The sequence below is a fragment of the Pseudoalteromonas phenolica genome (genome assembly GCF_044788725.1).
GTDB classification, from domain to species: domain Bacteria; phylum Pseudomonadota; class Gammaproteobacteria; order Enterobacterales; family Alteromonadaceae; genus Pseudoalteromonas; species Pseudoalteromonas phenolica_C.
The window spans coordinates 1,801,160-1,820,914 of record NZ_CP173161.1 but is presented as its reverse complement, the minus strand read 5'-3'; the positions used below and the strand labels follow the sequence as shown (position 1 = coordinate 1,820,914).

Sequence of the window (19,755 nt, the reverse complement as noted above, 5' to 3'; positions counted from 1 at the left end):
GTAAATCTAAAATCAAGTTAATTGCGTTGACTCAAACTGTAAACTTAAGTTGCACGTTTTCCTTGCCAATACTGCTAGAAACTGCGAAAAGGCGGTTTATTTAGTTAGAACTGCATTAAATATTCACACTTTTTATTAACACTCACTATTACATTCCCCAAAACGCAACTTTACCTTTACGTAAACTTCACTTATATTGGTCTAATCTGTTTTGAAGTAAGTGTTAAACAATTATGCAAGATAACCTTAACGAACCAACCTTCTCTATTAGCGAATTGGCTAAGGAATTTGACATTACCACCCGTTCTATTCGTTTTTATGAAGATCAGGGATTAATTTCGCCAGAGCGAAATGGTCAAACCCGCATTTATTCAAAACGAGACAAAGTACGTCTAAAACTTATCTTACGCGGCAAGCGTTTAGGCTTCACTCTGGCTGAAACAGGCAGATTGTTTGAACTATACGATGCCGATAAATCAAGTGCGAAACAGCTCACCACTATGTTGGCGCTAATAGAAGAAAAGAAAGCTGATTTAAGTCAACAAATGGATGACATTAAAGTGGTTCTGATGGAACTTGTTACCGCAGAACGTCGTTGTCGCGACACCCTTAAAGAGCTTGATGAGCACGAAGACTAATTAAATTTATAATAACTCTCACACAGGATAACCAAGATGAGCACTGTATCTTTATATAAAGAATTAAACTTTGGATTAGGTGAAACAGCTGACATGATCCGTGATCATGTAAATAGCTTTGCAAGTGCTGAAATTGCACCACTTGCTGAGAAAACTGATTTAGACAATGCATTCCCAAATCAACTTTGGCCACAATTCGGGGAGATGGGCTTATTAGGTATTACCGTACCTGAAGAGTTTGGTGGTGCAAATATGGGCTACCTAGAGCACGTTATTGCGATTGAAGAGATCAGCCGTGCAAGTGCCTCTATCGGTTTAAGCTATGGCGCTCACTCTAACCTGTGTGTAAACCAAATTAACCGCAACGGTAACGACGCGCAAAAACAAAAATATCTGCCTAAGCTAATTAGCGGCGAACACATTGGTGCACTTGCTATGAGTGAGCCAAATGCGGGGTCCGATGTTGTTTCTATGAAGCTAAAAGCTGAAAAGAAAGGCAATAAGTACATTCTGAACGGCAATAAAATGTGGATCACTAACGGTCCAGACGCAGATGTGTTAGTAGTTTATGCAAAGACTGACTTAGAAGCAGGTTCTAAAGGGATCACAGCCTTCATTATTGAGAAGAACTTCCCAGGTTTTTCTACAGCACAAAAGCTAGATAAATTAGGTATGCGCGGCTCAAACACCTGTGAACTGGTTTTTGAAGAATGTGAAGTACCTGAAGAAAACATTCTAGGTACCCTAAACGAAGGCGTTAAAGTGCTAATGAGTGGTCTTGATTATGAACGTGTTGTGCTTGCAGGTGGACCTCTAGGTATCATGCAAGCGTGTATGGACATTGTTGTGCCTTATATTCACGAACGTAAACAGTTCAACAAATCAATCGGTGAGTTCCAATTAATTCAAGGCAAAGTCGCTGACATGTATACGCAAATGAATGCCGCGCGTTCATACGTATACACGGTAGCAAAAGCTTGTGACCGTGGTGAAACAACGCGTAAAGATGCTGCAGGTGCCATTTTATATGCTGCGGAGCTAGCAACAAAGCTTGCACTAGATGCCATTCAAATCTTAGGTGGTAATGGTTACATCAATGAATACGCCACGGGACGTTTATTACGAGATGCCAAACTCTATGAGATTGGTGCAGGTACGTCTGAGATTCGCCGTATGCTAATTGGTCGTGAACTATTCACAGAAAGCCGCTAAGGACACACCATGACTGTTTTAAACTCATCTATTAATGTGCATGACAGTCAGTTTAAAGCAAACAGTGAAGCTATGGCTTCACTGGTTGCAGATTTAAACGACAAAGTTGCTCAACTTGCACAAGGCGGTGGTGAAGCACTTATCGCTCGTCATGAAAGTCGCGGAAAAATGTTTGTTCGTGACCGTATCAATACCCTTCTTGATGAAGGCTCTCCTTTTCTAGAAATCTCTCAATTTGCTGCGTTTGGCGTATACGAGCAAGACATTCCTTGTGCAGGTGTGGTTGCTGGTATCGGTCGAGTTCAAGGCGTTGAGTGTATGATTGTCGGTAACGATGCAACCGTAAAAGGCGGCACTTACTTCCCACTGACTGTTAAGAAACATTTACGTGCTCAAGAAATCGCAGAGCGTTGTCACCTACCTTGTATTTATTTAGTTGATTCGGGCGGCGCAAACTTACCTGAGCAAGACGAAGTATTCCCAGACAAGCTGCATTTCGGCCGTATTTTCTATAACCAAGCACGCATGTCAGCCAAAGGCATTCCGCAAATTGCCGTAGTAATGGGTTTATGTACCGCAGGTGGTGCGTATGTTCCAGCAATGGCAGATGAAAGTATCATCGTAAAAGAGCAAGGTACGATTTTCTTAGCTGGTCCTCCATTGGTAAAAGCCGCAACCGGTGAAGAAGTTTCTGCTGAAGACTTAGGCGGTGCAGATGTGCACTGTAAAACATCTGGTGTTGCCGATCACTATGCAGAAAACGACGAACATGCCCTATCGATTGCCCGTCAATGTGTTGCGCGTTTAAATCATCAACGCCCTACTTCGCCAATACTTAAAGACGTAAAACCACCACGTTACGATATTCGTGAAGTGTATGGCATTGTCGGTACGGATCTGAAAAAACCATTTGATGTACGTGAAGTAATTGCACGTATTGTTGATGATTCTCAATTTGACGAATTCAAGCGCTACTTTGGTGAAACCCTTGTTACTGGCTTTGCTGAAATCTACGGCCACCCTGTAGGGATTGTTGCCAACAACGGTATCTTATTCTCTGAGTCGGCACAAAAAGGCGCACACTTTATTCAGTTGTGTGCTCAGCGCGACATTCCTTTGCTGTTTTTACAAAACATCACTGGCTTTATGGTGGGTCAAAAATACGAAGCAGAAGGTATCGCCAAACACGGTGCCAAAATGGTAACTGCTGTATCTTGTGCTGACGTACCTAAGTTTACTGTACTAATTGGTGGCTCATACGGCGCGGGTAACTATGGTATGTGCGGTCGAGCTTACGAGCCTACCATGATGTGGATGTGGCCAAACGCGCGTATCTCAGTAATGGGCGGCGAACAAGCTGCGGGTGTACTTACGCAAGTGCGTCAAGATGGTCTTGCACGTAAAGGTTTAAGCATGACTGACGAAGAAGTGGCTGAGTTCAAAAAGCCAATCGTTGCGCAATATGAAGAGCAAGGTCATCCTTATTACGCAAGCGCACGCTTATGGGACGACGGCATCATTGACCCTGCTGATACTCGTACTGTTTTAGGTCTTGCACTTGAAGCTGCGGCTAACGCGCCTAAGCAAGAATCTAAATTTGGCATTTTCAGAATGTAAGGAGCGCACTATGTCGGTCACTTTAAATATAACAAAAACAAAAGTGGCGATTTTAGAACTAAGTCGCCCTGAAAAACATAACGCTTTTGACTCGCATGTGATCAACGAGTTGATCCAATGTATTGAGCATGCAAATAGTCTAGATATCCGTGCTTTGGTTTTAAAAACCGAAGGCAAGCACTTCTCTGCAGGTGCCGACCTTGGTTGGATGAAATCAATGGCGGAGAATAATTACGATGAAAACGTCGCAGATTCAGAGCAACTTGCAAAGTTAATGCATGTGTTGGCGACCAGCCCTCACCCAACATTGTGTTTGGTGCAAGGTGCTGCATTTGGTGGTGCACTGGGTTTAATCGCCTGTTGTGACATTGCAGTTGCGACTAGCAACGCTAAATTCTGTTTAAGTGAAGTTAAATTAGGTCTTATTCCTGCGGTTATTAGCCCGTATGTCATTAAAGCCATTGGCGAACGCCAAGCGCGTCGCTACTTTTTAACAGCCGAAGTGTTTATGGCTGCAAAAGCACTAGATATGGGCTTAATTCATGAGATTAATGATGATCTAGCTGCTGCACACGACCAGTTTGTTGAACTATTACTTAACAACGGCCCCGCTGCTGTTAAATCAGCAAAGTTATTAATTAATGAAGTGGCTAATCAAGACATCGATGCAGAATTAATTCTTCATACAGCAAAACGCATTGCTGAAATCAGAGTAAGTGAAGAAGGCCAAGAAGGCTTATCTGCATTTTTCGATAAACGTGCGCCAAATTGGCAAACCGCCGCAAAGCAATAAGGTCATTACTATGTTAAAGAAAATTCTAATTGCGAACCGTGGTGAAATTGCCTGCCGCGTTATGAAAACAGCTAAGCGCTTAGGTTTGCGCACCGTTGCCGTTTATTCCGATGCAGATGCCAATGCCCTGCATGTTAAACAGGCTGATGAAGCCTACCATATTGGTCCAGCACCGAGTAAAGATTCTTACCTAGTAGCAGATAGAGTACTAGAAGTCGCCAAGCTGGCTGGTGCTGATTGTATTCATCCGGGCTATGGTTTTTTATCTGAAAACGATATTTTTGCTCAAAAGTGTGAAGATTCAGGCATAGCTTTCTTAGGGCCACTTGCAAGCTCCATTGAGGCTATGGGTTCAAAAACTCGTGCTAAAGAGATCATGGCCGAAGCCAATGTACCGCTTGTACCAGGTTATTATGGTCAAAACCAAGATGTCGACTTTTTAACGGCAGAAGCTGAGAAAATTGGTTATCCAGTACTTATCAAAGCGGCATTTGGCGGTGGTGGTAAAGGCATGCGTGTTGTGCGTGAAGCTTCAGAGTTTGTAAGCGCGTTAGAAGGCGCAAAACGTGAAGCACTCGCGGGATTCGGTAATGACCTTGTTTTGCTAGAGCGCTACGTGGACACACCTCGTCACGTTGAAGTTCAAGTATTTGCTGACACCCATGGTAATTGTGTTTATTTAGGCGACCGCGATTGTTCTTTGCAACGTCGTCACCAAAAAGTCATTGAAGAAGCCCCTGCTCCGGGTTTGTCTGACGAACTTCGCCGCGAGATGGGTGAAGCTGCGGTGCGTTGTGCTCAGGCGATTAATTATCGTGGTGCAGGTACGGTTGAGTTTTTACTTTGTGGTGACGAATTCTTCTTTATGGAAATGAACACCCGTCTGCAAGTAGAACACCCAGTTACTGAAATGGTCACCGGCCTTGACCTTGTTGAATGGCAAATTCGTGTCGCAAGTGGTGAGGTGCTTCCTCTTAAACAAGAGCAAGTAACTTTATCGGGCCATAGTTTTGAAGCACGTATTTACGCCGAAGACCCGACTGAAAACTTTATGCCATACTCAGGCACACTGACGCACTTATCTTTCCCTGCTGAAAACCAAGGTGTACGTGTTGATACGGGTGTGCAGTCAGGCGCTGAGATCAGCCCGTTCTACGACCCTATGATTGCTAAGTTAATTGTGCATGGCGCAGATCGTAAAACTGCATTGTTAAAGCTGCACCACGCATTAGAAGAAGTGCATTTATCGGGTGTCAAATCGAACATTGCTTTCTTACATCATCTATCAGGTCACGATACTTTTGTCGCGGGCGCACCAGATACCCACTTTATAGATACACAAACTGATGTATTAACTGTTGAGCATGCCCCTGAAGAAATGATCTCAGTGATTGCAGCAGCGGCTTACTTAGCAAATAAACAAAACCAAGCGAATTTTGCTGCCACTAAATCACCTTGGCAAAATGCCTTAGGCTTCAAGCTAAACCAGTCTGCTTCTGTAGTTGTGCCATTTGACGGTTTAAACATTAAGGCACTTGTTCAAGACAATGGCTTTAAATTAACCCTTGATGGTAACGAACACACTGTTTCAGCAAATCTTAAAGGTGAATCTTTAACCATCAACCTTGATGGCCGTATTTACAAAGCCAGCGCATTGGTCAATGAAGAGCAAGTCACGGTGATGTTTAGTGCCTTTGTTCGTACTTTCGATTTACGCTCTAAACACTATATTAGTCAGCATGAACATGAAGAAGCGCCATTAGCTGCGCCGCTAAACGGCACGGTCGTTAAGCATCTAGTTGAAGTGGGTGCTGATGTTGCTAAAGGTGATGCAGTCGTGGTTATTGAAGCCATGAAGATGGAATACACGCTCAACGCCCCATTTGCAGGCACACTAACCAGTTATTGCTTTGCTGAAGGCGAATTAGTAAGCCACGGTGCCCTACTTGCCATCGTTGAAGCTGCGGAGGCATAACATGGCGTATCCAACTCAGGTCAAAATCGTTGAAGTGGGTGCCCGTGATGGCTTACAAAATGAAAGCAAAGTCACCACTGAGCAAAAGATAGCCCTGTTAAATGGGTTATCTGAAGCTGCTGTTATTCATCTTGAGGCAGGTGCCTTTGTATCGCCTAAGTGGGTGCCGCAAATGGCGGACTCGGCTGAAGTTATAAAAGGCTTATCTGTTGGCGAAAACGCGCAGCTTTCAGCGCTCACGCCAAACTTAAAAGGCGCAGAAGCCGCCCTTGAATGCGGCATTAAAGAGTTCGCTATTTTTACCGCGGCCAGCGAAGCGTTTACTCAAAAGAACATTAATTGCTCTATTGAAGAAAGTATTGAGCGCTTTAAACCTGTAGTAGAGCTAGCTCAGCAACATAACGTTAAAGTTCGCGGCTATGTCAGTTGTGTGGTTGGCTGCCCTTATCAAGGCGATGTACAACCCAAAGCAGTACTTGATGTGTGTAAACAATTGTTGGCTCTTGGCTGTTATGAAATAAGCCTAGGCGACACCATTGGCGTTGGCACACCAGGTAAAGTGAAAAAACTACTTGATTTGCTTACTAAAGAACTGCCTTTAGACAAGCTGGCTGTGCACTTTCACGATACCTACGGCCAAGCTATCGCCAATATCCACACGGCACTAGAAATGGGTATTAGTACCATAGACAGTGCCGTTGCAGGCCTAGGTGGTTGCCCTTATGCACAAGGTGCGTCAGGAAATGTTGCCACTGAAGATGTAATTTACTTACTTGAAGGGCTTGGCATAAGTACCCAAATTGATTTAGAAAGGCTTGCCAAAGCAGGTTGGGCTATCTGTGATGCCTTAAATAAGCCCCCTGCCAGCAAAGTTTCTTTAGCATTACGTGCGAAGTGCGAACAATAACAATGATAGTGGCGTGAGCATGATGCTTGCGCTCTTTTGACAAACAAAAGTTAGGAGTGGTCTTATGGCCGGTTTTGATAAAGTAGTGAATAGCTACGCCGAAGCAATGGCGGGTTTAAAAGATGGTGATACCATCATCGCCGGTGGTTTTGGTTTATGTGGGATCCCTGAAGGTTTAATTGCAGAAATTAAACGTCTACAAACCAAAGAGCTGACCGTTGTATCAAACAACTGTGGTGTTGATGACTTTGGTTTAGGTATTTTATTACAAGACCGTCAGATCAAAAAAATCATCGCCTCTTATGTTGGTGAGAATGCCCTTTTCGAGCAGCAATTACTAGACGGCATCATCGACGTTGAGTTAACACCACAAGGGACATTGGCTGAGAAAATGCGTGCTGGTGGTGCAGGTATTCCTGGTTTCTATACTGCCACAGGCTACGGTACACCAATTGCTGAAGGTAAAGAAGTAAAAGAATTCAACGGCCGCCCTTATATTCTTGAAGAATCAATCACTGGTGAATTTGCCATTGTAAAAGCATGGAAAGCAGACCGTTACGGTAACCTTGTGTTCCGCCATACGGCAATGAACTTCAATCCTATGGCTGCAACGGCGGGCAAAATTACCGTTGCTGAAGTTGAAGAAATCGTTGAGCCGGGTGAACTTGAACCAAGTCAAATTCACACACCTGGCATTTATGTAAACCGTGTTATCAAAGGCGACTTTGAAAAACGCATCGAACGCGTTACAACCAGTAAGTAAGGAGCATAACAATGGCTTTATCTCGTGAACAAGTTGCAATGCGTGTTGCGCAAGAACTTCAAGACGGTTATTACGTCAATTTAGGGATTGGTATTCCTACCCTAGTGGCTAACTATGTGCCTGATGGAATTGAAGTTATGCTGCAATCAGAAAATGGCTTATTAGGCATGGGTCCATACCCGACTGAAGACCAAGTTGATGCAGATATGATCAACGCGGGTAAAGAAACCGTGACAGCTGCGACAGGTGCCGCTATTTTTAATAGTGCCGAAAGCTTTGCCATGATCCGTGGTGGTCATGTAGACTTAACGGTTCTAGGTGCATTTGAAGTTGACCAAGAAGGTAATATCGCTTCTTGGATGATCCCAAAAAAATTAATCAAAGGCATGGGTGGCGCGATGGATTTAGTTGCCGGCGCACAAAACATCATCGTTACTATGACCCATGCCAGTAAACATGGCGACTCTAAATTATTAGAGAAATGCTCGCTACCTTTAACTGGCGTTAATTGCGTTAAGAAAATCGTAACTGACCTAGCCGTATTAGAAGTTAAAGATGGCGCATTTTATTTGCTAGAACGCGCGCCGGGTGTTACTGTTGATGAAATTATAAGCAAAACAGCGGGTAAGCTAATCGTAGATGGCGATATCCCTGAAATGCAGTTCTAATTCAGTGTCGACAATAACAACACGAATGTACCGACCTCATTCCCAGTGCTAATGCACTGAGTTACCCAAAACCCCTCAAACGAGGGGTTTTTTTTACTTTCTTATATTTTATAATTCTTCGAAATTTAATTTTGCTTTGAGAAATAAGTTTAATATGAACCAAACGTTTAAAGTTATTCCCCCTACCACTAAAGTTTTTTGTCATGAACGTGGTGAAGGTTGGACGTTGACTGGAATTACAGATATCAACGAACAAACTTCAGTAATGTTTAATGGCACACGCTACACTATTCCAGCTAGAGTGATCGTTGAAGAACTTTTACCTAACTTTGAAAAGCAAGTACAAAAGGACTAATTTTTATTTGCAAATTGTTAACTAGAGAGGAATAATAGCACCGTCTGCAAAGATAATAATGGATGCGCCACCACTTTATGGATTAAGACCCACATCAGTTTGGATTTGATGTGTCATTACTTTGTGTTTTCTATAGTTATGGAACTGTATTTTACCAATCCTCTTAATTAAGAGATCTTTTTTGAGGCAAGGAAAACTTGTCGATAGCAATGATAAGATTTTGTTGTTTAGCTATTCTAAATAAGAAAATTTTTCAACGAAGCTAGCGCCAGTTTTAGTACTTCGAATGGATTGCGTATCATTGAGAGTTGGTATTAGGATTGCACTATGTATAAATCTTTCACACTGTCGTCATTGGCGATTGCTATCTCTGCTGCTTCATTCACTGTATCTGCGAATGAATGTAAAGGTGAACTCTATGGTATCAACGCAGGTCGCGGTGAAACCGGAATTTTATTTAAAATTGATGAACAACTACAAACGGTTTCTGCAAACTCTGTTGCTAAATTTAGCTCAGCAGCTTTAGCATACGATACTCAACAAAAAAGAATCTACTATGTATCAGCACCAAGAGCACTGGATTACAAAGTAGATATCAGTCATTTAAACTTATCTAGCTCAGATAAAAAGCATTTACCTATAGCTGGCAGCCGTTTTAAATATACAAAACTTGCCTATTTTGATGCAGAAACACAAGCACATGTAGAAGTAGGACGCACCAAAGGTGTGATTGCCCTCGCCTATGATGAAGAGAATAATCGTCTTATTGGCAGCACATTTTCAGAACTGTATGAGATTGACCCGCAAACTGGTGACTATAATAAGCTTGCAGATTTAGGCACCTTAAGTGGCAAATATCGTGGTGATCTTGCTTTTTATAATGATGAATTAATTTTAGTTACCAGTACAACCGCATATAAAATCAATACATCTGACTACTCTATTGAAAAATTAGCGAAACACCATTTAACCGCTGTGACTGGTGCAACGGTTGATCATGCTGGTAACTTGATTATTAGCCGTACTAAAATCAACGATTTTGGCCATACCAATAAGTCTGAGCTTTTCAAACTTAATCCGCATTCTGGTAATACATGCTTTATTTCTGAAGTGCCAGTTAGGCTGAACGACTTGGCAACCAATACCTCCGAAACGACGGCTTGTTACACAGCGCCAATCTGTGAAACAGATCCACTGCCGAGCGTATCAATTACTCCAATTGAAGATGCTGTTACAGAAGGCGAAACTTTATCTTTTGCCATCAATCTATCAGCGACTTATTACCAAGACGTCGAAGTTGAAGTATCTACAATGGAAGGCACAGCAACTTCATCAGACTACACTTTTACATCGCAAACTCTGTCATTCCCTGCTGGTCAAACTCAGGTTTCGATTAATATTCCAACTATTGATAATACAGAATACAGCGACACGAAAGCGTTTACTGTCCAAGCAACGGCCACTGTTAATAGCCTTGGTACTGCCAGTGCCCCAGCTTTGATTTTAAATGATGATGCAGAATGTACACCTGTAGCTCACACTAAGATCAATTATCAATTTATCAGTGAAAGCGCCGGTTACGATAATGATTGGGGTATCAAAGTAAATAATCAATTCATCAAGTTACTCGATGAACATGGAGCTCAAGGTAGTTACCAACTACCGTCATCCGCAACATTTGATTACGCTCTAGCACTTAACGGTAACCCATCAAAATTAACCAACAACTTTAGATGGCATGGGCAAAATCAATATTGGGAAGACCAAAACGATGCCGACTACAACGATTTTGTCGTCAAAGTTTGGACTGAACAAATTCAAGTAGGCTGTAATTAGTCAAACTACAAGGGAGCGCATTCGCTCCCTTTTTTATAAGCTTTTCTTTTCGATTAGACTCAGATCAATGTGCTGGCTAAATAACAATCTATAATAATAAGTTGTCTATTTTATTCTTTGGTTCAAGGAGTGCCCGTGCAAACAAATAACGTCGAACAATTTCCAACTCAATCAGAAGAAATTTCTGAAGAAGCAAATAGTGAATTAGTATTTGATCTCAACGCTAAAAGCCCGCCAATGAAGTGGAATGCCGATGGCAAATACCCTTATCCCAAGAAAATGGACATTGTAGATTACGAGCGGCATAAGCACGAGCTTCAGATTGAACTATTAAAGATGCAAGGCTGGTTAAAAGAAACAAAACAGCGAATTGTCATTCTTTTCGAAGGCCGAGATGCCGCAGGTAAAGGTGGCACCATCAAGCGCTTTATGGAACACCTAAACCCTCGTGGTGCACATGTTATTGCACTCGAGAAACCCAATGCCCGCGAACGAAATCAGTGGTATTTTCAGCGTTATATTCAGCATTTGCCAACCAAAGGAGAGATCATACTATTTGACCGCTCTTGGTATAACCGCGCTGGTGTTGAAAAAGTCATGGGCTTTTGTGACGACAATGAATACCTAGAATTTATGCGCCAAACTCCTGAGTTAGAACGCATGCTGGTCAATAGCGGCATTAAATTATTCAAATATTGGTTTTCAGTCAGTCGAGAAGAACAGTTTAGACGCTTCAAGTCTCGCCAAAATGATCCATTGAAACAATGGAAGCTCAGTCCGGTTGATATGGCCTCGCTTTCAAAATGGCACGACTACAGCAAAGCTAAAGACGCCATGATGTTTCACACCCACACCAAAGATGCCCCATGGACACAGATCCGCTCAGACGATAAAAAACGTGGTCGCATAAACTGTATGAGACATTTCTTAAGCTGTTTAGATTACCCTGGTAAAGATGAAGATGTCGTAAACCAAGTTGACCCTTTGATTGTCGGCGAACCAAGTTCTTTTGATCATAAGTAAGGAGTCAAAATGGAAGAGTTAACGCAAACGGTAGAGTCTGTGTTTGAAGACAGACTGACAAAACTCGAGAAAATTATCAAAAAGAGTCAAAAGGAAGTGGAGCAAACGTCTGTTATAGCAAAAGACGCTGCCGAAAAAGCACAGCTTGCAGTAAGCCAAGCTAAAGAAGCTGAGCAAGCAGCCGAAAAAGCAATCCGCAAATTGAAATACGCGACCAAGCAATTGAAAGATGCCAAAGTCATGAAAATAGCCCAAAAGAAAGCATCTAAAAAATCAGCGATAAAACGGGCAAAGAAAATGGCGAAGAATAAGAAAGCCGATACGTCAGCGGCATAAGTTAACATAAACATGGCGCGACTAATCTAATTATGGTCGCGCTTCTCAGTCAGCTACATAGTTATTTAATCTCATTATAATGAGATAACCTTACTTCTTTGCTTTCCACATTCGATAAATTACCTTTCCTCTGCTAATAACAATAGAGTCACAGTTATTGAAAAAGGAAATTACCATGTCTGAAAATCCTGGTTCATATCGCCATTTTTTAGGTAACCCGATTGCAAAGCCACCTTGTAGAATGCTCAATGCCAGAATGTATGGTTTTTTTATCAAAGGTACTTACAGCACCATCACAGAGTTTATAAATAACACTTTAAATTCGGTGCCATCCGATAACGTTTTTTTCAAACCCCTATCAGAATATTGCTTACTTACCTTCACAGATATTGAAAATATTGCCTCTAAAGTTGAGCCGTTTAGCCAATATGGTTGGATGCAAGAGACTGACATCATTGTTTGGTTACCGATTGCTAAAGTTGATAAAACCTCAAAAAAAGCTTTGCATATTTATTGGTATCCGGCGTTTATTACCGTAAACAACATTAATGCCTTGGTGAATGGTCGAGAAACTTGGGGCTATAACAAGTATTTGTGTCGCTACACTATGCCTAGTGACTATAAACACGCTGACAATTTTGCTTTAAGCCTCGAAACCTTTCAGCCGTTTAACCCTAATACCAAAATGGACTGGCACGAATTGCTCACCATTAAACGTTTTTCAGATGGTGATTCACTGTTTAAAGAAATCATAGAAGTTGGTCAAGAAGTCGCTGAACTCATCCATGCCAGTGTCGAAGACATTCACATAAGTGCTGAGCTTATAAAACAATTTATGAGTGGCATTAAAAACCCGCAAATGGATCAAATTCTGTTTAAGCAATTTCCAGATGGTTTTGCCCATAATGCTGTTTACAGGGCTGTTGTGCATTCTCCATCAACTGTCAAAGACATTCATAAAATCGCCATGCTTAAAGACGAATACGAAGTCACCATCAATAAGCTCGATGCTTTTCCTTTTGATGACATGTTCGGAATACAAATTGGTAAACAAACAGCAATGCTGCCCTATTACGTGTGCATGGACTTTGATCAAGACGGTGCGTACGAACTTATATCAAGCAACAGCTAAAGGAGCTAAATATGGCTAAGGAAAAGATTGTTATTTTAGGCGGTGGCGTAGCCGCAATGACCTCAGCGGTTTATTTAACACAAGCTGAAAACTGGCAAGATAAATATGACATTACGGTTTATCAACTAGGTTGGCGCTTAGGTGGTAAAGGTGCCAGTGGAAGAAACCCAGAATTTGGGCAAAGAATTGAAGAGCATGGTTTACACGTGTGGTTTGGCGCTTATGTAAACTCGTTTCGCGCTATCGAAAACGTTTACAATGCATTAAATCGACCTGACAACATGCCCTTGAGTACCTGGCAAGAAGCCTTTAAACCCCATAGTTTTGTGGTACTGCAAGAGTTAATTGAAAACCAATGGCAAACTTGGCCTGTCGATTTTCCGCTTATTGAAGGTAATCCCGCCGAGGGCACCCTCGATTTACATTTTTGGCAATTACTCGAAATGCTTGCTGCTTGGCTTAAAAAATTTATCGACACCTTAGAAGACGAAGTAGCTAAAGCAAATAAACAAACCCAGTTACAAACCAAAAAGAAACGTGACCGCCATTTATTAAGTTACCTTGCCGAGCAAATAACTGATGCCTTTGATGACATTGAAGACGAAGTCAGTGAATTTTTTGATTCGACAAAAGACGATTTAAAAGAGATCTGGTCTTCGCCTAAACTGCTCTCACAGCAACTCACCCGCTTAATATCACTGCGCTCTGATGATAAAAACCTACAAAATCCAAAAGACAGATTAGTGGTGTGGTATCTGGTACGTAAATTAAAACGCTGGTTAAACAGCGAAGCACTCGACTTACTTGATGATAACCCAGTTATTCGTCGTGCATATATTTGTGCCGATCTGGGTATTGCCATGGCAACGGGCCTTATAAAAGATAAAGTGTTTTCTAAAGGGTTTGGAGCAATCAATAACATTGATTTTAAACAGTGGCTTAAAAAGAACGGCGCAAACGAGCAATACAGTGTGGAGTCTGCACCCGTTCGTGGCTTTTACGATCTGGTGTTTGGCTATGTCGATGGTGATTTCAGCAAAGGCGATGTTGAAGCCGGTGTTGCCAGTCTTGCCATGTTGCGCATTATGCTTTGTTACCACGGTGGCGTGATGTGGAAAATGCAAGCAGGAATGGGCGATGTGATTTTCTCGCCCATTTATGAATTATTAAAACAACGGGGAGTAAAGTTCGAGTTTTTCCACCAAGTTGAAGCTTTAACTCCAGCAACAAACAGTACCTCAGTCAATCTCGTCGACGAAATTGTATTAACACAACAAGTTAAACTAAAAAACCAAGAGTACCGACCTTTAGTAAACGTAAAGGGCCTTCCTTGCTGGCCCTCCACCCCGCTTTATGATCAAATTGATGATACACAAGCGGCATTATTAAAAGATAACAACATTAATCTTGAATCGTTTTGGAGTGACTGGCCTGACATTTATAAAAGTGAATTTGGTGAACCTCTACCTCGAAAAACCTTAAAACAAGGGCAAGATTTCGACAAAGTCATATTTGGTATATCTGTCGCGTCTATTGAACATATATGTCCTGAATTAATAGCGCTAGATAGTAAATTTAAACAACAAGCCACTGAGGTCAAAGCGGTCGCCACGCAAGCATTTCAAGTTTGGATGAATAAGACGGATGAGCAACTTGGCTTTAACTACATTCCACAAAGCCAAGAGCGCCCTATTCTGAGTGCATTTTCTCAACCATTTGATACTTGGGCTGCTATGTCTAATTTGCTCGATAAAGAAGATTGGCCCCTTGATAGCCCCCCTATTAATCTGGCTTATTTTTGCAGCGCCTATACCTGTGATGATTATCCGGACAAAGATGAGCACACCTTCCCCGCTCAACAAAAAGCCATTGTTAAACAAAATGCGCTTGAGAAGCTCAGCAAAGAAATGCAGCCGTTATGGCCTGAAGCCTATCATGGTGATGAATTTAACTGGAATGTGCTTTACTCTCCTAGTAATACAAATGGAATAGAGCGATTCAATGACCAATATTGGCGGGTAAACGTGGACCCATCAGAGCGGTATGTGTTGTCAGTCACTAATAGCAGTCAATACCGACTTACTACCGATGGCACCATTTTCAGTAATTTGTTTATAACTGGCGATTGGATAAAAACCGGTGTAAATGCAGGCTGTGTTGAAGCTGCAGTAATGGCTGGCATGCAAACCTCACGAGCACTTTGCGGTTTACCCAAACAAATCAGTGGCGAACATGGTTTCGAACCCGATGGTGCATAGCTTTATTTAGCATATTTATAGCAACTATTTTTATCATTGATGTAAATTATTATGTATTTGCGATAGAATTGCGGAGCAAGTAATTGATAGATTAAAAATATCATACAAAAAGTCAGCTATATTTATTTCTGGCTTTAATGAGCATTTTCGTTGAGTAACCCGATAGTCGGTTACTCACTTCGTATCAAGTAAAAACACCGAGAGTTTTCTATGAGTTTGTATACAGAATACATGGAAGAGATCCAAACGCGTAAAGCGGAACTTGGACTTAGCCCAAAACCAATCGACAGCGCAGAGCTTCTATCTGAAATCATTGCTCAAATCAAAGATACAACTAACGAGCACCGTGAAGATTCTTTAAACTTCTTCATCTACAACACATTGCCAGGCACAACGCCTGCAGCAGCTGTTAAAGCACAATTCTTAAAAGAAATCATTCTAGGTGAAGAGACAGTAGCTGAAATCACAGCTGATTTTGCATTTGAACTACTTTCACACATGAAAGGTGGTCCATCAATCGCTGTACTACTTGACCTAGCACTTGGCAACGACGAAGCAGTTGCAAAGCAAGCTGCTGATGTACTTAAAACTCAAGTATTCCTATACGATGCTGACACAACACGTTTACAAGACGCGTTTAAAGCTGGTAATGCAGTTGCTAAAGAAATTCTTGAAAGCTATGCCAATGCAGAGTTCTTCACTAAGCTTCCTAACATTCCAGAAAAGATTGAAGTTGTAACTTACATTGCAGGTGAAGGTGACATCTCTACTGACTTACTTTCTCCTGGTAACCAAGCACACTCACGTGCTGACCGTGAACTTCACGGCCAATGTATGATCACACCTGAAGCGCAACAAGAAATCGTAGCGCTTAAAGAAAAGCACCCTAATGCGAAAGTGATGCTTATCGCTGAAAAAGGTACTATGGGTGTTGGTTCTTCACGTATGTCTGGTGTGAACAACGTTGCACTTTGGGCAGGTGAGCAAGCAAGCCCGTATGTTCCATTCATCAACATTGCACCAGTTGTTGCTGGTACTAACGGTATCGCACCTATTTTCCTTACAACGGTTGATGTAACAGGTGGTATTGGTCTTGACCTTAAAAACTGGGTTAAGAAAATTGACGAAAACGGTAACGTAGTGACTGACGCTAATGGCGACCCAGTTCTAGAAGAAGCATACTCTGTAGCGACAGGTACAGTATTAACAATCGATACTAAAGCTAAAAAGCTTTACAACGGCGACAAAGAGCTAGTTGATGTGTCTTCTGCTTTCACTCCACAGAAAGTTGAATTCATGCGTGCTGGCGGTTCTTACGCAGTTGTATTCGGTAAGAAACTACAAACACTTGCTGCTGAAACATTAGGTGTTGAAGCACCAGCTGTTTATGCGCCTTCAAAAGAAATCTCTCATGAAGGTCAAGGTCTAACTGCTGTTGAGAAAATCTTTAACCGTAATGCAGTTGGCGTACAGTCTGAAACACCACTTCACGCTGGTTCAAACGTACGTGTTAAAGTTAATATCGTCGGTTCTCAAGATACAACTGGTCCTATGACTTGTCAGGAACTTGAAGCGATGGCTGCTTCAACGATTTCTCCACTTGTTGATGGTGCATACCAGTCTGGTTGTCACACTGCATCAGTTTGGGATTCAAAAGCACAGGCTAACATTCCAAAACTAATGGCGTTCATGAACAAGTTTGGCCTTATCACTGCACGTGATCCAAAAGGCGTTTACCATTCAATGACTGACGTAATCCACAAAGTATTAAACGATATTACTGTGGACGACCGTGCAATCATCATCGGTGGTGACTCTCACACGCGTATGTCTAAAGGCGTAGCATTCGGTGCTGACTCTGGTACTGTTGCACTTGCTTTAGCAACAGGTGAATCGGCAATGCCAATTCCTGATTCTGTTAAAGTAACGTTTAAAGGCAAAATGGCTAAGCACATGGACTTCCGTGACGTAGTACACGCAACGCAAGCGCAAATGCTTAAGCAATTTGGCGGTGAGAACGTGTTCCAAGGTCGTATTATCGAAGTTCACATCGGTACATTAATGGCTGACCAAGCGTTCACATTCACTGACTGGACTGCAGAAATGAAAGCAAAAGCTTCAATCTGTATTTCAAACGACGAAACGCTAATCAAGTCAATCGAACTAGCTAAGAGCCGTATCCAGATCATGATCAACAAGGGTATGGAAAATGAAGCTAAGACGCTTCAAGGTCTTATCGACTTAGCTGACGAGCGTATCGCAGGTATCAAGTCTGGTGAGCAACCAGCGCTTGCACCAGATGACAATGCTAAGTACTACGCTGAAGTAGTTGTTAACCTTGACGAAATCGTTGAGCCAATGATTGCTGACCCAGACGTAAACAACGAAGACGTTTCTCGTCGTTACACGCACGATGTAATTCGTCCAGTATCTTTCTACGATGGTAAGCCTGTAGATCTTGGTTTCGTTGGTTCTTGTATGGTTCACAAAGGTGACATGCAGATCATTGCGCAAATGCTGCGTAACCTAGAGAAACAAAACGGTTCTATCGAGTTCAAAGCACCTCTAGTTGTTGCTCCACCAACGTACAACATCGTTGATGAGCTTAAAGCTGAAGGTGATTGGGAAATTCTAGCTAAGTACGCTGGCTTTGAGTTTGATGATGCAAATCCAAAAACTGCAGCACGTACTAAGTACGAAAACATCCTATATCTAGAGCGCCCTGGATGTAACCTATGTATGGGTAACCAAGAAAAAGCAGAACCAGGTGACACTGTAATCGCAACCTCTACACGTCTATTCCAAGGCCGTGTTGTAGCAGATACTGCAGAGAAGAAAGGTGAATCACTACTTGGTTCAACACCATTAGTAGTACTTTCTACTATTCTAGGTCGCTTCCCTACTATGGCTGAATACTCAGCTGCAGTTGAAGGCATTGACCTAACAGCATTTACGCCACTTGAAGAAGAGCTAACTACTAAGTTTGGTTCTGAAAAAGCGGTACCTGTAAAAGTTGTTGAAGCTTAATTAGGTTAAACTTCTTTAATACTAAAGCGCGGTAAGTTTTACTTACCGCGCTTTTTATTGCTTTGAATTTTATTTTAATACCAATACGCTTAAGTAAGTGATCTATTTTGAAGCAAGTAAAACCTGTCGGTAGCGAGGCGAAAATTTTGCTATTTAGTTGTTCTAGATAAGAAACTTTCAACGAAGCTAACGTCAGTTTTAGTCCTTCAAAAGGATTAAGTATTATTGAGGATTGGTATTAAATGTATTCGGTAAATGACTTCGTTTAATTTCTTCAATAATCGCCATAGCAAGTGGTGATGATTGATTGGTTTTTGAAGTTATCATAGACACTGGGATTTGATAAAAATAAGTATCAGATTTGATTACTTTCATAAGCCCTTTTTCAACCCAGTAACTTGCATAATGTTCGGGTAAGTACCCGATGAATTCTCCTGATAAAATCAAATGAGCAATGCCTTCATCATGATAGGCTGTCGCAGAGTTTTTATAATTTAAATCGTCATTTCGAACTTCTTTATCGCGCATATAGTTTGAAGTAATCACTTCAGCTTTTTTCAAAAGTACATCAATATCTTGTTTAGCAGCGTTAAAAATTGGGTGACTCACACCACAATATAGGTAGTTGTTTTCATTATGAAGGGCCAAATACTCAAGCCCTCTGATATGGTGACGACTCACGCCTAAACCAATTAGAGAGCGCCCGTTTATGACTGAGGTTTCGACTTCTCTCGCCTCGCAGACATTGATATCAAACTGAATGTTTTTACTCTTTTTTCTAAGTGCTGCAATCGCTTTAGATACGCCACAACGCGGGTCACTCACCATAGTATCAATCACCGCGATACTTACCCTACCCGATAACTCATTTTTAGAACTCGCTACTGTATTTGCAAATGCTTCACATTGCTGCAAGAGTTCTAAGGATGCTTGATAAGTGACTCTTCCAGGCTCCGTTAGCTCAAAGCCACTTCGCCCTCGTTTGCATAGCTTAATACCTAAACGCACTTCTAAGTCCGATAAATGCGAACTAATAGTGGAACGCCCTATATTTAACCGTGATTCTGCTGCAGAAAGACCACCACACTCCACAATTGCCACAAATATTCTAAGTAATCTGAGATCTACATCATGTATTTGCATTAATAAGCCACTTTATAAGTTTGATAAAATCGGAATAAACATCGATTATATGTAATTTATAAAACTTCATCT

Annotated in this window: 16 protein-coding genes; 15 read left to right on the top strand and 1 reads right to left on the bottom strand. The window is 41.8% G+C overall.

The window, feature by feature from the left end; all coding sequences use genetic code 11:
• Positions 1 to 233: 233 nt before the first annotated feature.
• The 15 genes from ACH784_RS08320 to ACH784_RS08250 all read left to right on the top strand — a co-directional run bounded on the left by ACH784_RS08320 (position 234) and on the right by ACH784_RS08250 (position 18,540).
• Complete coding sequence (locus ACH784_RS08320) at positions 234 to 638, top strand: MerR family DNA-binding transcriptional regulator (RefSeq protein ID WP_058029868.1); 405 nt, start codon at positions 234 to 236, stop codon at positions 636 to 638.
• Between the two features lie 36 nt (positions 639 to 674).
• Positions 675 to 1,850, top strand: a complete 1,176-nt coding sequence (locus tag ACH784_RS08315; protein WP_404394962.1) for an isovaleryl-CoA dehydrogenase — start codon at positions 675 to 677, stop codon at positions 1,848 to 1,850.
• Positions 1,851 to 1,859: 9 nt separating this feature from the next.
• On the top strand, positions 1,860 to 3,467 hold the full coding sequence (locus ACH784_RS08310; RefSeq protein ID WP_404394961.1) for a carboxyl transferase domain-containing protein: 1,608 nt from the start codon (positions 1,860 to 1,862) through the stop codon (positions 3,465 to 3,467).
• 10 nt (positions 3,468 to 3,477) lie between these two features.
• Entirely contained in the window at positions 3,478 to 4,260 is a 783-nt protein-coding gene (locus ACH784_RS08305) for an enoyl-CoA hydratase-related protein (protein WP_404394959.1), read from the top strand.
• A gap of 10 nt (positions 4,261 to 4,270) precedes the next feature.
• The gene (locus ACH784_RS08300) at positions 4,271 to 6,235 is read left to right on the top strand and encodes an acetyl/propionyl/methylcrotonyl-CoA carboxylase subunit alpha (protein ID WP_404394956.1); all 1,965 of its coding nucleotides are present in this window, start codon (positions 4,271 to 4,273) and stop codon (positions 6,233 to 6,235) included.
• A 1-nt stretch (position 6,236) separates the two neighbouring features.
• Positions 6,237 to 7,142, top strand: coding sequence for a hydroxymethylglutaryl-CoA lyase (locus ACH784_RS08295; RefSeq protein ID WP_404394954.1), 906 nt, complete (start codon positions 6,237 to 6,239; stop codon positions 7,140 to 7,142).
• A gap of 64 nt (positions 7,143 to 7,206) precedes the next feature.
• Positions 7,207 to 7,905 (top strand): CoA transferase subunit A, encoded by a 699-nt coding sequence (locus tag ACH784_RS08290; RefSeq protein WP_058029874.1) that lies wholly within the window; start codon positions 7,207 to 7,209, stop codon positions 7,903 to 7,905.
• An 11-nt stretch (positions 7,906 to 7,916) separates the two neighbouring features.
• On the top strand, positions 7,917 to 8,573 hold the full coding sequence (locus tag ACH784_RS08285; protein WP_390444501.1) for a CoA transferase subunit B: 657 nt from the start codon (positions 7,917 to 7,919) through the stop codon (positions 8,571 to 8,573).
• Between the two features lie 154 nt (positions 8,574 to 8,727).
• The gene (locus ACH784_RS08280) at positions 8,728 to 8,928 is read left to right on the top strand and encodes a hypothetical protein (protein ID WP_404394952.1); all 201 of its coding nucleotides are present in this window, start codon (positions 8,728 to 8,730) and stop codon (positions 8,926 to 8,928) included.
• A 327-nt stretch (positions 8,929 to 9,255) separates the two neighbouring features.
• Positions 9,256 to 10,764 (top strand): Calx-beta domain-containing protein, encoded by a 1,509-nt coding sequence (locus ACH784_RS08275; RefSeq protein WP_404394950.1) that lies wholly within the window; start codon positions 9,256 to 9,258, stop codon positions 10,762 to 10,764.
• A 135-nt stretch (positions 10,765 to 10,899) separates the two neighbouring features.
• Complete coding sequence (gene ppk2 / locus ACH784_RS08270) at positions 10,900 to 11,787, top strand: polyphosphate kinase 2 (RefSeq protein WP_404394949.1); 888 nt, start codon at positions 10,900 to 10,902, stop codon at positions 11,785 to 11,787.
• 9 nt (positions 11,788 to 11,796) lie between these two features.
• Positions 11,797 to 12,123 carry a hypothetical protein gene (locus ACH784_RS08265; RefSeq protein ID WP_404394947.1) on the top strand — a complete coding sequence of 109 codons (327 nt, stop codon included), beginning with the start codon at positions 11,797 to 11,799 and terminating at the stop codon, positions 12,121 to 12,123.
• Positions 12,124 to 12,298: 175 nt separating this feature from the next.
• On the top strand, positions 12,299 to 13,255 hold the full coding sequence (locus tag ACH784_RS08260; protein WP_404394946.1) for an acetoacetate decarboxylase: 957 nt from the start codon (positions 12,299 to 12,301) through the stop codon (positions 13,253 to 13,255).
• Between the two features lie 11 nt (positions 13,256 to 13,266).
• Positions 13,267 to 15,513 carry an NAD(P)-binding protein gene (locus ACH784_RS08255; RefSeq protein WP_404394944.1) on the top strand — a complete coding sequence of 749 codons (2,247 nt, stop codon included), beginning with the start codon at positions 13,267 to 13,269 and terminating at the stop codon, positions 15,511 to 15,513.
• Positions 15,514 to 15,723: 210 nt separating this feature from the next.
• The gene (locus tag ACH784_RS08250) at positions 15,724 to 18,540 is read left to right on the top strand and encodes a bifunctional aconitate hydratase 2/2-methylisocitrate dehydratase (protein WP_404394942.1); all 2,817 of its coding nucleotides are present in this window, start codon (positions 15,724 to 15,726) and stop codon (positions 18,538 to 18,540) included.
• 222 nt (positions 18,541 to 18,762) lie between these two features.
• On the opposite strand, the gene ACH784_RS08245 is transcribed toward ACH784_RS08250, so the two are convergent.
• The gene (locus ACH784_RS08245; protein ID WP_404394941.1) at positions 18,763 to 19,683 is read right to left on the bottom strand and encodes a LysR family transcriptional regulator; all 921 of its coding nucleotides are present in this window, start codon (positions 19,681 to 19,683) and stop codon (positions 18,763 to 18,765) included.
• Positions 19,684 to 19,755 lie beyond the last annotated feature (72 nt).

Bases quoted from the DNA above. Each gene is read 5' to 3' on its own strand.
- ACH784_RS08320 (WP_058029868.1), top strand. From the start codon at position 234: ATGCAAGATAACCTTAACGAACCAACCTTCTCTATTAGCGAATTGGCT.
- ACH784_RS08315 (WP_404394962.1), top strand. From the start codon at position 675: ATGAGCACTGTATCTTTATATAAAGAATTAAACTTTGGATTAGGTGAA.
- ACH784_RS08310 (WP_404394961.1), top strand. From the start codon at position 1,860: ATGACTGTTTTAAACTCATCTATTAATGTGCATGACAGTCAGTTTAAA.
- ACH784_RS08305 (WP_404394959.1), top strand. From the start codon at position 3,478: ATGTCGGTCACTTTAAATATAACAAAAACAAAAGTGGCGATTTTAGAA.
- ACH784_RS08300 (WP_404394956.1), top strand. From the start codon at position 4,271: ATGTTAAAGAAAATTCTAATTGCGAACCGTGGTGAAATTGCCTGCCGC.
- ACH784_RS08295 (WP_404394954.1), top strand. From the start codon at position 6,237: ATGGCGTATCCAACTCAGGTCAAAATCGTTGAAGTGGGTGCCCGTGAT.
- ACH784_RS08290 (WP_058029874.1), top strand. From the start codon at position 7,207: ATGGCCGGTTTTGATAAAGTAGTGAATAGCTACGCCGAAGCAATGGCG.
- ACH784_RS08285 (WP_390444501.1), top strand. From the start codon at position 7,917: ATGGCTTTATCTCGTGAACAAGTTGCAATGCGTGTTGCGCAAGAACTT.
- ACH784_RS08280 (WP_404394952.1), top strand. From the start codon at position 8,728: ATGAACCAAACGTTTAAAGTTATTCCCCCTACCACTAAAGTTTTTTGT.
- ACH784_RS08275 (WP_404394950.1), top strand. From the start codon at position 9,256: ATGTATAAATCTTTCACACTGTCGTCATTGGCGATTGCTATCTCTGCT.
- ACH784_RS08265 (WP_404394947.1), top strand. From the start codon at position 11,797: ATGGAAGAGTTAACGCAAACGGTAGAGTCTGTGTTTGAAGACAGACTG.
- ACH784_RS08260 (WP_404394946.1), top strand. From the start codon at position 12,299: ATGTCTGAAAATCCTGGTTCATATCGCCATTTTTTAGGTAACCCGATT.
- ACH784_RS08255 (WP_404394944.1), top strand. From the start codon at position 13,267: ATGGCTAAGGAAAAGATTGTTATTTTAGGCGGTGGCGTAGCCGCAATG.
- ACH784_RS08250 (WP_404394942.1), top strand. From the start codon at position 15,724: ATGAGTTTGTATACAGAATACATGGAAGAGATCCAAACGCGTAAAGCG.
- ACH784_RS08245 (WP_404394941.1), bottom strand. From the start codon at position 19,683: ATGCAAATACATGATGTAGATCTCAGATTACTTAGAATATTTGTGGCA.